13 protein-coding genes are annotated in these 13644 nt (G+C 62.1%); 8 read left to right on the top strand and 5 right to left on the bottom strand.

The features are described from left to right. The first annotated feature begins 245 nt into the window (after positions 1-245). Together NBH21_RS02060 and NBH21_RS02065 are read left to right on the top strand one after the other, a co-directional pair. Entirely contained in the window at positions 246-1247 is a 1002-nt protein-coding gene (locus tag NBH21_RS02060) for an NAD(P)H-quinone oxidoreductase (RefSeq protein WP_250912293.1), read from the top strand. A gap of 618 nt (positions 1248-1865) precedes the next feature. Beyond that, entirely contained in the window at positions 1866-2873 is a 1008-nt protein-coding gene (locus NBH21_RS02065; protein WP_250912294.1) for an asparaginase, read from the top strand. Between the two features lie 188 nt (positions 2874-3061). Here the strand turns inward: NBH21_RS02065 and NBH21_RS02070 are convergent, their stop codons facing one another. Beyond that, positions 3062-3811 (bottom strand): SDR family oxidoreductase, encoded by a 750-nt coding sequence (locus NBH21_RS02070; RefSeq protein ID WP_250912295.1) that lies wholly within the window; start codon positions 3809-3811, stop codon positions 3062-3064. Positions 3812-3909: 98 nt separating this feature from the next. On the opposite strand from NBH21_RS02070, the gene NBH21_RS02075 reads away from it, so the two are divergent. Together NBH21_RS02075 and NBH21_RS02080 are read left to right on the top strand one after the other, a co-directional pair. After that, positions 3910-4815, top strand: a complete 906-nt coding sequence (locus NBH21_RS02075) for an AraC family transcriptional regulator (protein ID WP_250912296.1) — start codon at positions 3910-3912, stop codon at positions 4813-4815. Positions 4816-4826: 11 nt separating this feature from the next. Next, entirely contained in the window at positions 4827-5609 is a 783-nt protein-coding gene (locus tag NBH21_RS02080) for a hypothetical protein (protein ID WP_250912297.1), read from the top strand. A gap of 39 nt (positions 5610-5648) precedes the next feature. On the opposite strand, the gene NBH21_RS02085 is transcribed toward NBH21_RS02080, so the two are convergent. After that, positions 5649-6404 carry a DeoR/GlpR family DNA-binding transcription regulator gene (locus NBH21_RS02085; RefSeq protein ID WP_250912298.1) on the bottom strand — a complete coding sequence of 252 codons (756 nt, stop codon included), beginning with the start codon at positions 6402-6404 and terminating at the stop codon, positions 5649-5651. Positions 6405-6523: 119 nt separating this feature from the next. Here NBH21_RS02085 and NBH21_RS02090 point away from each other — a divergent pair, with 119 nt between their 5' ends. After that, positions 6524-6880, top strand: a complete 357-nt coding sequence (locus tag NBH21_RS02090) for a DUF4406 domain-containing protein (RefSeq protein WP_250912299.1) — start codon at positions 6524-6526, stop codon at positions 6878-6880. A 342-nt stretch (positions 6881-7222) separates the two neighbouring features. Here NBH21_RS02090 and NBH21_RS02095 read toward each other — a convergent pair whose 3' ends face one another. Further along, positions 7223-7882, bottom strand: coding sequence for a glutathione S-transferase family protein (locus NBH21_RS02095; RefSeq protein ID WP_250912300.1), 660 nt, complete (start codon positions 7880-7882; stop codon positions 7223-7225). Positions 7883-8183: 301 nt separating this feature from the next. Between NBH21_RS02095 and NBH21_RS02100 the strand changes: the two genes are divergently transcribed. Next, positions 8184-8738, top strand: a complete 555-nt coding sequence (locus NBH21_RS02100) for a DUF2087 domain-containing protein (RefSeq protein ID WP_250912301.1) — start codon at positions 8184-8186, stop codon at positions 8736-8738. Positions 8739-8848: 110 nt separating this feature from the next. On the opposite strand, the gene NBH21_RS02105 is transcribed toward NBH21_RS02100, so the two are convergent. After that, a complete protein-coding gene (locus tag NBH21_RS02105) occupies positions 8849-10675 on the bottom strand; it encodes a bifunctional diguanylate cyclase/phosphodiesterase (RefSeq protein ID WP_250912797.1) in 1827 nt (608 codons plus the stop codon). Between the two features lie 319 nt (positions 10676-10994). Here NBH21_RS02105 and NBH21_RS02110 point away from each other — a divergent pair, with 319 nt between their 5' ends. After that, positions 10995-11627: a LysE family translocator gene (locus NBH21_RS02110; RefSeq protein ID WP_250912302.1), complete on the top strand. Its 633-nt coding sequence runs from the start codon at positions 10995-10997 to the stop codon at positions 11625-11627. 10 nt (positions 11628-11637) lie between these two features. Here the strand turns inward: NBH21_RS02110 and NBH21_RS02115 are convergent, their stop codons facing one another. After that, a complete protein-coding gene (locus tag NBH21_RS02115; protein WP_250912303.1) occupies positions 11638-13011 on the bottom strand; it encodes a TIGR03808 family TAT-translocated repetitive protein in 1374 nt (457 codons plus the stop codon). Positions 13012-13245: 234 nt separating this feature from the next. Between NBH21_RS02115 and NBH21_RS02120 the strand changes: the two genes are divergently transcribed. Then, the gene (locus NBH21_RS02120) at positions 13246-13449 is read left to right on the top strand and encodes a hypothetical protein (protein WP_250912304.1); all 204 of its coding nucleotides are present in this window, start codon (positions 13246-13248) and stop codon (positions 13447-13449) included. The last annotated feature ends 195 nt before the right edge of the window (positions 13450-13644 follow it).

Here is a 13644-nt window from a genome sequence, read left to right on the forward strand (position 1 = left end):
GGAACCGGTTTTGCGTCCGGAATTGCGGGGAAACAGGGAGATGGAGACGGGCGGGTCGTCCGTTGGCCGGGTCGCATTCGCGGCCCGGTCATGCTTGTTGGTGGCGACCGGCCTTCTTCCCCGTCAATGCGATTTGCCGCAGGCAACCCCGATGCGATTTGTCGCGCGCGGCAATGAGCCTCCTTTTCAGACGGCCCGGGGTGCCCTATGTCGTGTCATCGCGCGAGAACCTAGGAGACCCGGTGATGTCGCTTCCCGCCAGCATGCGTTACGTCGATCTTCCCTCTTTCGGTGCACCCGAGGAGATGGTCATCGCAACCGGTCCTTTGCCGACGCTCCGCGCCGGCGAGATCCTCGTTCGGGTTGAAGCGTCGGGCGTCAACCGTCCGGATGTTGCGCAGCGACAGGGCACCTATCCGCCGCCGAAGGATGCAAGCCCTATTCTCGGGCTGGAGGTCGCCGGCGAGGTCGTGGCGCTCGGCGAGGGCGTCGATGAATTCTCCGTCGGAGACAGGGTTTGCGCGCTGGCGAATGGCGGCGGCTATGCCGAATATTGTGCGGTTCCCGCCGGGCAGGCGCTGCCTTTCCCCAAGGGCTTTGATGCGGTGAAGGCTGCGGCCCTTCCCGAAACCTTCTTCACCGTCTGGGCGAACCTCTTCCAGATGGCGGGGCTGACCGAGGGTGAGACGGTCCTTATCCATGGCGGCACCTCCGGTATCGGCACGACCGCAATCCAGCTCGCAAAGGCATTCGGTGCCGAAGTCTTCGCGACCGCCGGCTCGGCGGAAAAGTGTCAGGCCTGTCTCGACCTCGGGGCAAAGCGCGCCATCAACTACCGCGAGGAAGATTTCGTCGAGGTCATCAAGGCCGAGACCGGCCGGCGCGGGGTCGATGCCATCCTCGACATGATCGGCGCTGCCTATTTCCAGAAGAACCTGTCCAGCCTTGCCAAGGACGGCTGCCTTTCGATCATCGCCTTCCTCGGCGGCTCACTGGTGGAAAGGGTTGACCTCACCCCGATCATGATCAAGCGGCTCACCGTGACCGGCTCCACCATGCGCCCCCGCACTGCCGAGGAAAAGCGCGGCATTCGCGATGAGCTCGTAAGCGATGTCTGGCCGCTGATCGAGGCCGGCAAGGTAACGCCGGTAATCCATTCGGTACTGCCCTTCGAGCAGGTGGCCGAGGCCCATCACCTGATGGAAAGCTCGAAGCACATCGGCAAGATCATGCTGAAACTGGCGTAAAAGGCAGGGGAAAGCGGCGGGGATGGCCGGGAGAGCCTGCGACGCAGGTTCGAGAAGCATGCGAATGGTAAGGTTTCCCCGGCCGATTGCAACTCACTTATGCCTGCCGCCCGTTACACAACGTGCCTTGCAGAAGGCGCTCTACGCCCCTACCTTTGGGTTATCGTCAACGTAGAGAAAGGAAGGTGGTCCAATGTCTAGTGAGATTTCGGTCTTTGTTGCAGGCATCGGAAAGGTGTCGGTCTTGACGGGGCAGCCCTCGACCTGACCAGCCTTCCTCCGGATCGCGTATTCTGATCCGGGTCCGCAAACGGACTAAACCTCATGGAGAGCCGCCTCGTGCGGCTCTTTCATTTTTTGCCCCTCCCTGTGTTCTTGCCGTCGCGCATCTGTCCCGCTTCCTGTGCAAGCTCCGGCATCGCATGACACCGGATGCAACAATGCTCCTGGCCACCCCCTCTGGCCACCCCCCTCTGGCCTGCCGGCCATCTCCCCCTCAAGGGGGGAGATCGGCAGAACAGCCTCCTTCCGCCCTCGCGGTCTCTCGTCAAAATCGCTGCGCACTTTTGCGCGACATGCTGTAAGAAGCAGCCAAAGCGCAAATCAGGGAGCCACGCCATGCACAACCCCGTCACTGTCGAAGTTACCCGAGGCAAACTGGTTGAGAGCCGCCATCGCGGTCTCGCCGTGGTGGTGGATGGAGATGGCAATGTCGTCTATTCCGCCGGTGCGATCGAAACGCCGACCTTCCCCCGTTCGTCCTGCAAGGCCATGCAGGCGCTGCCGCTGATCGAAACCGGTGCCGCCGATGCCTATGGCTTCGGCAATAAGGAACTGGCGCTGGCCTGCTCCTCCCATTCCGGCGAGGACGAGCATGTGGCGCTGGCCGCCTCCATGCTGAAGCGTGCAGGGCAGGACGAAAGCGTGCTGGAATGCGGTGCCCACTGGTCGTTCGAACAGAAGACGCTGATCCATCAGGCCCGCACGCTCGACAAGCCGAGCGCGCTTCACAACAACTGCTCCGGCAAACATTCCGGCTTCATCTGCGCCTGCTGCCATGCCGGCGACGATCCGCGCGGCTATGCCGGTTATGAGCATCCGCTGCAGGTGGAAATCCGCGCCGTGATGGCCGACCTGACCGGCACACCGCTGTCGCGCGACAATTGCGGCACCGATGGCTGCTCGATCCCGACCTATGCCGTTCCGCTCGTTGATCTCGCCCGTGGCTTCGCCAAGATGGCGACCGGCAAGGGCATCGGGCCGCAACGCGCGGCAGCCTCGAAACGCCTGATCGAGGCTTGCATGGCCGAACCCTTCTACGTCGCTGGCACCGGCCGTTTCTGCACCCGGCTGATGCAGGTCGCGCCCGGCAGGATCTTCGCCAAGACCGGTGCGGAAGGTGTGTTCTGCGCCATCCTGCCGGAAAAGGGCCTCTCCCTTGCCGTCAAGTGCGAGGACGGCGCAAGCCGCGCCGCCGAAAGCATGATCGCCGCCCTTCTCGCTCGCTATTTCGAAAAGGAAAGCGCCGAGCAGGCGGCCCTGTTGGGCATGGCCAACCACTCCATGCACAACTGGATCGGCCTGCACGTCGGCGACGTGCGCGTCACCAGCGTACTATTTGATTGAGTTTGGGCTCTCGGCTCTTGGCTGGCCAGCCCCTCATCCGGCTGCCGCCACCTTCTCCCCGTGAACGGGGAGAAGGGATATGCCGCGACGGCTCTATTTCCTCTCCCCGCCTGCGGGGAGAGGGTTAGGGTGAGGGGCAAGGCCAGCGACAGATCCACCTATTTTCGTCCCGGCGCCGCCGCTCGCGCCTATCCTGCCAGCGCAACGGCATCCGCACCCGCCGGGATGCTCATGGGAGATGACGGATCGGTTGCGGCCCGCCAGATTGCCTGCGCCACGTCATCGGCGTGGGTGATCTCCGTGTCTCCCTGTTCTTCCCACTTGGCAAATACGGACTTGACCACGGACGCATAGGCTTCCGGGAAGCCGCCTTCCGCCTGAATTCTGGATCTCGCCGTGTCGCCGAAGCTGGTCGCCGGCGCGCGACCGGGCAGGACGATCTTCATGTCCACGTTGAAGGGCTCGAGTTCCAGTGCGGCAACCTCGGTGAAGGCATTCACGGCGGCCTTGCTGGCGGTATAGACCGAAAGCAGCGGCAGCGGCATCAGCGTTACGCTCGACGTCACGTTGATGACGACCCCTTGCCTGCGCTCCCTGAATTGCGGCAGGACCGCCTGCGTCATCGCGATGGTGCCGAAGGTGTTCGTCTCGAAGAGATCACGCACGACGTCCATCGGCGTTCCCTCGACAGCATTCAGCCAGCCTATGCCGGCATTGTTTACCAGAACGTCGATCGGGCCGGCCGCCTCGACCGCCTTGCGGATGCTGTCGGCATTCGTAACGTCGAGAGCGAGGATATCGAGGTTTTCCGAAGGGGGCAGGATTTCCGCGCGCGGGGTGCGCATGGTCGCCACGACCCTCCAGCCCTTTTCGAGAAACAACTTTGCGGTTTCCAGTCCGAACCCGGAGGATGCTCCGGTAATGAGAACGGTCTTCATGCTTCTTTTCCTTTTCAATATCGGATGAAAGAAGGGTAGATCGTTCTGATGATGCGATACATAATGCATTGTCCTGTAAACATTATCAGGAGTGTCGTTTGAGCGATCCTCTCGCCGAAATGGTTACATTGCTGCAGCCGAGCGCGGGCTTGTCCAAAGCGGTCAGCGGGGGCGGCGTCTGGAGTGTCACCCGCGATGGGCCGGGAAACCCGTTCTATTGCGTGGTGATCGAGGGCGCGTCCCTTCTTGCGGTGGAAGGCGAGGCCCCGGTCGAGCTGCGCGCGGGTGATTTCGTGCTGGTTCCCGGCATGTGCAACTTCACCATGTCATGCAGCGGGGAGACGCTGGATGAGACGGTCGATCCGCGCACGATCACCCGGCTTCCGGGCGAGATCAGGCACGGCGATCCCCATGCGCCCGCCAATGCACGGCTGCTGGTCGGGCATTTTTCCTTCGGATCGCCGGATGCGGAACTGCTCCTGTCCCTGCTGCCGAGGTTCTTTCATATCCGCGGAGACGAAAGGCTGTCAGCCCTCGTAAGGCTGGTGACCGACGAAGCCCGAAACGAAAGGCCGGCGCGCGAAATGATCCTCGCCCGGCTGCTGGAAGTTCTGCTCCTGGAGACCCTGCGCTCGACCTCGGGCGAGGCCGCCCCCCACGGCATTCTGCGCGGTCTCGGCGACGAACGCCTCGCGCCCGTCATCCGCTTGCTTCACGTACATCCGACCCGGGAATGGACGATGGAGCAAATGGCGGGCGAAGCCGCGCTCTCCCGATCCGCATTCTTCAAGCGCTTCCGCCGCGCCATGGGCTTGGCACCCATGGAATACCTGATTTCCTGGCGGATGACACTGGCGAGAAACCTTCTCATGAAGGGCAATATCGGCATTCAGGAGATCGCCGAACGGGTCGGCTACCGCTCCGCCAGCGCCTTCAGCACCGCCTTCACCCGCTTCGTCGGACTTCCGCCATCAAGATACGTTTCAACTCTTGCTGGTGAGTGAGATAGCGGGCAGTGATTGCGTGGGAAGGGCAGCGACGTCCGCCACGAAATATTCTGAATGCAAAAGCAGTTTCATCGCGATCCCGGTTGAACTGTTACTGGAGCGAAATGTCCATTTTCATCATTCTGTTTGGTTTGGCACTTTTGTTCGGTCTGACCTTGCTTGTCCTGATCTGCATGGCAGCGCTACGTCCCTTCTGGATGTTGTGGAAATGGATTCCTTCCGACCGTCCCGTCGCGCGGGCAGCGGTAGTTGCGGCTGCGTTTTCCGTTCTTGTCGCTTTGCCTCTTGTGCTCCTTCAAGGCTATCGGAACCAGTTCCACGAGGCGCGTGTTCCCGATCCGCTGGAGATGGGGAAGATCGAATATCAGCTTGAGGAATCCTGGGGTATCGGCGGGCCGGGCGATAACGAAACCGGTTTTGTTGTCTATCAGTTGACGGAGGAGAGCGCCGGTTGGGCGCGGGCACAAGGCTCCGCACTGGCAACGCAGCTTTCCGAAGGCGCAAAGTGCTGGAAGCCTACGCCCGTCGAGAAGGATGCTGGAAAGTCTGACGACTTTGATCGCTGGATAGGGCCGATTCAGGAGGAGAGCGAGGAGCGGGCGGCGCGCAAGCCGAATATCGACGACTATCTCGATCGCTATGGCTTCACGATCCCTGTCGAGAAAGAGCGGATGATTGAGGTCGACAGCGCCATCCAGAATCCCGGTTCGCTTTATTGCTATGGTGGCGGCGGAAGCCTGACCATTGTCGATCCCGTCCGCGGAAAGGTCTATTTCGCCTATGCCGGCTGACATCAGAGAGACGGCGCAGGCCATGGACCTGCCGAGACCTCACCCCTCGATCACCTCGGTCCCTGCCTCGCGGTAGGGCGCAAGCCGTTCAGCGTCCATGCCTGACGGCACGATCAGGCCGGCGATTTTCGGGAGAGGGGCGATCAGGCAGGGCGAAAGCGCGCCGATCTTGTCTTCGGTCACCGGCACGTAGGTTTCGGCGCTTGCCATCAGGATATGCCGCTTGATTGCTGCTTCCTCGAAATCGCCGGTCGAGAGACCGTGTGAGGGATGCACGGCGGTGACCCCAAGGAAGAAGATGTCGGGGCGGATCGCGTCGATGGCGGTCATCGCCGCGGCGCCGACCGCCACCATGGAATGCTTGTAGAGCCGCCCGCCGATCAGGATCACCTCGATCTGCCGGTGATGTTCGAATTCGGCGGCAATCGTCGGCGAATGGGTGGCGACGGTGAGCGGCATCTCCTTCGGCAGCCGCCGGGCGATCTCAGCCGTCGTCGTGCCTCCATCGAGGAAGATCATCTGTCCCGGTTTCACCATGGCTGCCGCGCGTGCGCCGAGCGCTGCCTTTTCCGTCGTGGAAACGCTTTGCCGGGCTGAAAAATCCGGCAGCTCGGGCGTAACAGGCAGCGCCCCGCCATGCACCCGCCTCAGCAATCCCGCCGTCGCCATGTCGCGCATGTCCCGCCGGATCGTGTCCTCGGAAACCGAAAGCTCCTTGGCCAATTCGCTGGCCAGTGCGCGGCCTGTCAGTCGCAAGGTTTCGAGAATATGGGCGCGGCGCTGATCGGTAAGCATGCGGCTTCCTGCGTTTTTGTCTGTGAATATGCGTGATAATACGCGAAATGATTCGACATTCCAGAAAATTCGTGCAGATTCGCGCATGTTTCAGCAATGCGACATGAAAGGAGCACGAAATGCTGATCTTGATTGCAGGTCCCTACCGGTCGGGAACGGGGGATGATCCCGCGAAGATGGCCGAAAACCTGAAGTGCCTGGAAGCGCCGTCCCATGCCCTGTTCAGGGCCGGTCACGTGCCGATGATCGGAGAGTGGGTGGCGCTGCCGGTCTGGCATGCGGCGGGCGGCAAGAGCGTTGGCGACGATCTCTACGAGGAGATATTCCATCCCGTCGCGGGCCGTCTTCTTCAACTTTGCGAGGGTGTGCTGCGCCTGCCGGGCGCTTCCAAGGGGGCGGACAACGACGTGCGGATCGCCAACGAGCGCGGCATTCCGGTCTGGCACCGGCTGGAGGACGTACCGGGCTGCGCCTGAGCAGTTTCTTTCGCCTGTGGCAGGCGAGGCGAGGCCTTGGCCGGATAAAAGGCGAGGGAGGTCCAAAGGCCTCCCTCAGCTTACTGACAAAGTCTCGTATTGATCGTCGAGGCTCCCGTCTCCGTCATGCCGGACCTGTTCCGGCATCCCGCAGCGCGATGTCTATCGCGTGAAAGAGTCTCATGCGATCAAGGACTTGATCGCGCTGGATCCCGGCTCAGGGCCGGGATGACGACCTTGGGGGAGCATCGGCGGACCCAAGGATATGTCCGAAAGGGCGCTCGCCAGCGCCCCGAAAAAGGCCGCAAGGCCTCCTCTTTCCGGTTCGGAAGGAGGAGGCCCTTATTCCTGTTCGTCGGCGCGGGTCTGCCACATGGCCTTGAAGGCCGGGCGATCCTGGCAGCGCTTCAGCCATGCGGTAACATGCGGGTGCTCTTCCATCAGCGGTTGGTAGGGCTGGGCATAGCGGACGATTTCCGCCACGTTCAGGTCCGCCACGGTGAAGCGGTCGCCGACGAGATAGTCGTGGGCAGCAAGCTGCTTTTCCAGCACGCCAAAGGAGCGCTTCAGCAGGCGGCTGACGGCATCGGCTTCCGCCTTGCCGGCATCGGTGCCGAGCCGTCCCTCGGCATTGGCCGTCGAGATCTTCAGCGCGTTGAGTTCGATTTCGGTCGCCGCGAAGAACGACCACTGGATCATCAGCGCATCCTCGGCGAGATCCTTGGGCGAAAGCGGACCGCCATGCTTCTTCGCGAGGTAGAGGTTGATCGCGAGGCTTTCGGTGAGCTTCAGCCCGTCATCGTCGATGGTGGGGATCGCACCCATGGGGTTGACCGCCAGGAATTCCGGCGAACGGGTGTTGATCCGTGCGCCAGCCGCCAGCGGATCGGCAAGCTTGCGGGCCTGGATCACCGGCACATGCTTGAAGGTGAGGCCAAGCTCTCCGGCCAGCCAGAATGTGCGCGTCGCGCGCGATTTGTAGACGCCGTAGATGGTCAGCATGGTCTCTTTCCCCCGTTCGGTTCGGGCCGAAGCTATCCGGCGAAATGACGAATGAAAAGTCGCACTTTCCTGATCCGCACATGAATTCTGCTGATGGAAAAGGTGCAATCGTTGACTTCGAGGGGTCGGGATTCTATCAGTCTTCCGAAGGGTCCGCAGTTCACCCAGGCGTCACCGCCCCGAAAGGGGAGCTAAACCTGAATTTTCGATTTTCACGACAGCCACTTTTCCAGTGCCCGGTCGGAAGTCGGTGACCACCGAACACCTTGTTTCTTCCGGGCACGATATCGAGGAAAAGACGATGTCGCGTATCATTCACGCCTATGAGGCGCCCGATCTTTCGGCCCTTGCCCGCACGATCAAGCGGGAGCTCGACGCCCGCGCGGAAAAGCCCGGTCATGTCGAGATCCTGAATATCCTGTCGCGCGCGGCGGGCTATCGCAATTACCAGCATCTCAAGGCGGCGCGAGCCGCCGAAAGCCGCATGGCCGAGCCGGTCGTGGAAGCGCCCGTGGTCGATTTCCAGAGGGTGGAAGTCGCCGCGCGCTGTTTCGATGCGGCGGGCGTGCTCGTCCGCTGGCCGGCCAAGACCAGCCTGCAGCAGCTTTGCCTGTGGCGGCTGTGGTCGGAGTTTCCGGCCGGCCAGGAAATGAACGAACGTCAGGTCAACGACCTCCTGAAGCGCCGCCATGCCTTCGGCGACCATGCGCTCGTCCGCCGCGAAATGGTCAACCTGCGGCTTCTCTCCCGCTCCACCGATTGCCGGGTCTATCGCCGGGTCGAGCGCCAGCCGCCACCGGACGCGCTGGCGCTCATCCGCCTTGCGTCGTCGTCTGTTTCGGCAGTGTCGAGATAAGCGAGCCTTAGAGCGCCGTGCGTCCATTTGGACGCACAAAGGACGCTCTAACATCTTGAATCTACGCATCGAGCTTTCCGAAAATCGATTCCGATTTTCGGGCCGATGCGCTAGCCGGTCGCCCCGAGAAGGGAGGGGTCGCAGGAGGGATGGGGCTCGACTACGCCCCGTTCCTTCAACAAGGTCGCGATGGCGGCGCGGTCGACGGCCCGGGAGAAGAGGAAACCCTGTCCATCGGTGCAGCCGAGTTGCTGAAGGGAGCCGGCCTGTTCCACCGTCTCGATGCCTTCCGCTGTCACCCTGATGCCGAGGCCATTGGCGATATCGATGAGGCCCTTGATGATGACCGCGCCTGCCCGGTCGCCGATCATGCGCTGAACGAAGGACTTGTCGATCTTGATGATATCGACCGGCACCGTCAGCAGATGGGTGAGCGAGGCGAAGCCGGTGCCGAAATCGTCGAGCGCGACCGCCATCCCGGTGGCGCGCAGCGCGCGGATCTGCTCGGCGACGATCTGGTCGCGCTGGTCGAGATAGACGGACTCCGTCACCTCCACGATGACCTTGTCGAGCGGCACGCCCCGTTCGCCGAAGACGGTCGATATGCGCGTGGAGAGACCGCCGCGATAAAAATCCGCGGCTGCGAAGTTGATGCCGATCCGCCCGAAGGCGAGGCCGTCGTCCAGCCAGCGGCGCGCGTCATCCGCGACCTTGGCGAGCATGCGGTCCGTCAACTGGAAGGCGATATTGGCATCCTTGGTCGCTTCATGGAAATAGCCCGCGGCGATGACATCGCCACTATTGGTCTTCAGGCGACAAAGCGCCTCGATGCTGACCACCCGGCCTGTCGCCAGTTCGATGACCGGCTGGTAATAGGCATCGATACGCTCTTCGCGAAGAGCCTCTGTGACGTCCTGAATGGCGCGGAAGCGTTTGGCGATGGCGGTGCCGAGCCCCGGCACGAATTCGATATAATTGCCGCGCGCCCGCTCCTTGGCGTGGTAGAGCGCATAATCGGCGTTCTGGCGAACCTGCTGGGCGCTTTCCCCGGCAAGCGCCACGGCTCCCCCCACGGTGACGGAGGGGTAGATCGTATGGTCGGCGCATATGCATGGAGGCTTGATCGCCGCGATCAGGCGTTCGGCGACCTCGCCCGGGGTGGCTCCGCTGGCGGTGCAGACGACCACGGCGAATTCATCGCCACCGAGCCGGAATACCAGGCCCGGTTCGCAGATATCGGCCATCCGCGCGGCAACCGTGCGGATCAGATCGTCGCCGGCGAGATGACCAAAGGTGTCGTTGACCAATTTCAGATTGTCGATGTCGGCGAGCAGGATGGCCCAGGACTTGCCGCTGTTGTCATATTCGGCCACCACTTCGTTGAAGCGGCTGCGATTGGGAAGCTGCGTCAGCGCATCCGTCTCGGCAAGCCTGCGCCGCTCGGCCATGCGCTGGTCGCGCTCGATGGCGATGGCGCAGAGATGTACGCTCGCCTCGACGATCTTCCTCTCCAGCGGCGAGGGACCGCGGGGTTTGCGGAAATAGAAGGCGAAGGTGCCGAGCACCTTGCCGGACGTGATGATCGGTGTCGACCAGCAGGCAGCGAACCCGACCGAAAGCGCCAGCTCCTTGTAGTTCGCCCAGAAGGGATGGGTAGAAATATCGGTCACGGTCACCGGCTTGCCGGTGAAGGCCGCCGCTCCGCAGGAGCCGACTTCGGGGCCGATCTGTACGCCATCGATTGCCGCTACGTATTGCGGAGGCACGGAGGGGCCCGCCAGATGCCGCAGTCGGTTCTGGGGGTCGATCATCAGAACCGAGCACACGATATCGGGAATGGTCGCCTCGACGTTACGGCAGAGGAAATCGACTGTTTCCTGCATCGGGGCGCCGGTAGCGATCATTTCGAGAATGGTGTTCTGCAGTTTGGTAAACATGGCGATCGGAATGTGTTGCTCTGAGCGCATGCAACCACATCTGCCTTAAGCAGTTCTTACGTTTATTCGAAAGTTGTAGAGAAATGCCAAGTTATTAAGGGTTTATCCTTGATCGAATAAGAGTGAAATTGTCTCAATTCAGTGAGTTTAGTCTGTCTGATCCATTCTGATCGATTGGCGGGCCTTGGCAGGATGCGGTGTCCCACACCTTGGCTCTTGACCGGCCTGATGGAATGCTGTTCGCCTGTCTGGAGAAACCCGGTCGCGTGATGTGGTTCGAAACGCTGGTTCCCGGTTGTTACGAAGCAAGGAAGAATAAATGCCGTCTCTCGATGTTCTGCTTGCTTTCGCCGCGACCACAGCGCTCTTCGCCTTCATCCCCGGACCGGCCATGCTCTACGCGGCCGCCCGCACCATGGCCGGTGGCCGCAAGGCCGGCTTCATGGCGGTGCTCGGCATCCATCTCGGTTCCTATGCGCATATTTTCGCCGCTGCGGCCGGTCTGTCGGTCCTGTTTCATGCGGTTCCCGTGGCCTACATGCTGGTGAAGCTCGCCGGCGCGCTTTATCTCGTCTGGCTCGGCATTTCGCTTTTCCGCTCGAAGGATACGCATGCGGGCGAGGTTTCGCCCGGCAAGGCGGGATCGTCCGGCAAGGCCTTCGTGCAGAGCATTACGGTCGAGGTGCTGAACCCGAAGACGGCCATCTTCTTCATGGCCTTCCTGCCGCAGTTCGTGGATAGCGCCGCATTGTTTCCGGTCTGGGCGCAGTTCGCCATTCTCGGGCTGCTGGTCAACGTCATCTTCACCTTCGCCGATATCATCAGCGTCCTGCTGGCCGGAATGATCGTGGCAAGGCTGAAGCAGTCCGGTACCGCCAGGAAACTGGTCCAGCGGGCAGGTGGCACCATCCTTGTCGGGCTCGGCGCTCATCTGGCATTGCAGAGAAGCTGACCGTTATCCCTTACGAGCGCCGGTTGCCCGCGATGGTGAGGTGCGGGAAGCTTTCCTTCCCATCGATCAGTTCGCCGGTCGCCTTGTCGTTCCAGCGATAGCCGAGGATAGCTCCATCAGGTGCATCGGAGATGATGTTGCCGGAAATGACGACGTCGCCTGACCCTTCGACCACCGACACGGCGATACCGGCCTGGCCGGCCTTGCGGATCACGTTGCCGGAGGCGACGATGTTGCGCAGATACGGTCCCCAGCCCAGCATCAGCCCCCATTTCGGCGCGTTCTCGATCACGTTGCCGGAGACGACGGTATCGGCCTCGACGGCGATGCCGAAGCCGAAGCCCGCGCCGTCATTCACATAGGGGCCGGTTTCGGAGAGGTTGCGGACGATATTGCCTGTTACACTCGCAAGCCGGCCACCCTGGTCGAGATTGACCACCAGAATACCGCACGCCGCCCCGTCGACGAGATTGTCGGCAATCAGGGCGCCCTCGAAGGAGAATTCAGCATAGATCGCGGCCTCCCCGGAGCGGAAACACTGGTTGCCGCTGATTGTGGCGTTGGAGGCGGAATTCGCCCGGATCGCGGAAAAGGCGCAGTCCGAGACATGATTGCCGCTGACCATCACGTTGTCGGCGCGAAAGAGGTTGATGCCATTGCCGTTCTGTCCGGTGCCGCCGTCACGCGCGCCGATCCGGGCGACGCGGTTGCCGGTGACCATGGCTCCATCCTCGCCCTTGGTCCAGCGATGCACGAGGATGCCGCCATTGCCGCAGTCGGCGACTTCATTGTCGGTGATGGCCATTGCTTTGGTTTCGATGGCCATGACGCCGGCACCGCCGGCTCCGGTGATGCGGCTGTGGTCCAGCCGCCCGCCGCAGCGCTCGAATTGCAGGCCATGCTTGCGGCTGCCGGAGATCGCGCAATCGCTGATCCTGACATCGCCAACCCCGCGAAAGGCGGCGAGCGCTTCCGTATAGTCGCCGAGCCAGCGGTTCGCGCCATCGAGCGAGATCCCGGTGAGTGAGACGTGTTTCAGGTCGCGGGCGGAAAGGAGATGCCCTTCGCCTCCATAGGAGAGTAGGGTGAGGCCCGGCACGCCGGAAAGCTGCGTGCCTTCCCTGAGTTCGATATTGGAAACCCTGTAGGTGCCGGCCGGCAGGAAGATTGGCTGGCCGCTGGCCGCGGCTGCGTCGATCAGCGCCTGCAGCTTGCGGCTCTGGTTGTCGATGGCGCCCGGCAGGATGCCGGCTTCGCCTGCATCGATCGCGCCGCGAAGATCGGCCTGCGCCAGCAATTGCGCCGTGGCGCGGGCAGGGCGCAGGGAACCGATCGCCATGAAGGCGGCCGAAAGCCCCGTCATCACCATGCGTCGCTGCAGCATGCCACCCCCTGTCCAGTGTCCGGAACTTGGCGGAAACGACGGTGCGCGGCAAGCACTGCCGCCGATCACGGTTAAGACCGAAAAAGTGCAGGAGGGTGAGCGAGGGCATCCGGGCTTTTCTCAACTGCGACAAAAACGCCATTTCACGCTGCCGTGAAGTGGTTTGAGCCAGATCAATGCTGTGTTGCAAAGAAAGCATAGTTTCAATTTTAGCGATGAACGATGGAGGGTTGGATGTTTCGTCTCGCAGCAGTCTTGTATATTCTCTGTGCCACGGTCTTGGGCGGAGGCGCCGTTACCGCGGTATTGGCAATGCGCATGATGGAGCCATGGCAGATCGCCGGCGCTTTTGTCGCGGGTTGCGTGCTTGCCCTGCCGATCGCGGCGGTTCTCGGGAAGAAGATCTATACCGCGATGAAACCTCGGGCCTTGGCCTGAATTTCAGCCTTGTGGCGGGGCTTGAAATGGCAAGCCCCGAATACTGGCATCGCATACGGAATGACACGAGGAACAAACGGGCGCGTTCAGCTTGCTGGCGTCTCATTAGGCGGACTGGCGACAGCATATCGTAGCTGCCAACGCGCCCGGCTCCGGCCGGCCTTCTTGGGGGAGGGTCGGCCGGGACACTTTTCC

Source organism: Ciceribacter sichuanensis (assembly GCF_024055605.1).
Taxonomy (GTDB): domain Bacteria; phylum Pseudomonadota; class Alphaproteobacteria; order Rhizobiales; family Rhizobiaceae; genus Allorhizobium; species Allorhizobium sichuanense.

What these genes read in the sequence shown, in the direction of transcription:
- NBH21_RS02060 (WP_250912293.1), top strand. Translation starts at nt 246, where the DNA reads ATGTCGCTTCCCGCCAGCATGCGTTACGTCGATCTTCCCTCTTTCGGT.
- NBH21_RS02065 (WP_250912294.1), top strand. Translation starts at nt 1,866, where the DNA reads ATGCACAACCCCGTCACTGTCGAAGTTACCCGAGGCAAACTGGTTGAG.
- NBH21_RS02070 (WP_250912295.1), bottom strand. Translation starts at nt 3,811, where the DNA reads ATGAAGACCGTTCTCATTACCGGAGCATCCTCCGGGTTCGGACTGGAA.
- NBH21_RS02085 (WP_250912298.1), bottom strand. Translation starts at nt 6,404, where the DNA reads ATGCTTACCGATCAGCGCCGCGCCCATATTCTCGAAACCTTGCGACTG.
- NBH21_RS02090 (WP_250912299.1), top strand. Translation starts at nt 6,524, where the DNA reads ATGCTGATCTTGATTGCAGGTCCCTACCGGTCGGGAACGGGGGATGAT.
- NBH21_RS02095 (WP_250912300.1), bottom strand. Translation starts at nt 7,882, where the DNA reads ATGCTGACCATCTACGGCGTCTACAAATCGCGCGCGACGCGCACATTC.
- NBH21_RS02100 (WP_250912301.1), top strand. Translation starts at nt 8,184, where the DNA reads ATGTCGCGTATCATTCACGCCTATGAGGCGCCCGATCTTTCGGCCCTT.
- NBH21_RS02105 (WP_250912797.1), bottom strand. Translation starts at nt 10,675, where the DNA reads ATGTTTACCAAACTGCAGAACACCATTCTCGAAATGATCGCTACCGGC.
- NBH21_RS02110 (WP_250912302.1), top strand. Translation starts at nt 10,995, where the DNA reads ATGCCGTCTCTCGATGTTCTGCTTGCTTTCGCCGCGACCACAGCGCTC.
- NBH21_RS02115 (WP_250912303.1), bottom strand. Translation starts at nt 13,011, where the DNA reads ATGCTGCAGCGACGCATGGTGATGACGGGGCTTTCGGCCGCCTTCATG.
- NBH21_RS02120 (WP_250912304.1), top strand. Translation starts at nt 13,246, where the DNA reads ATGTTTCGTCTCGCAGCAGTCTTGTATATTCTCTGTGCCACGGTCTTG.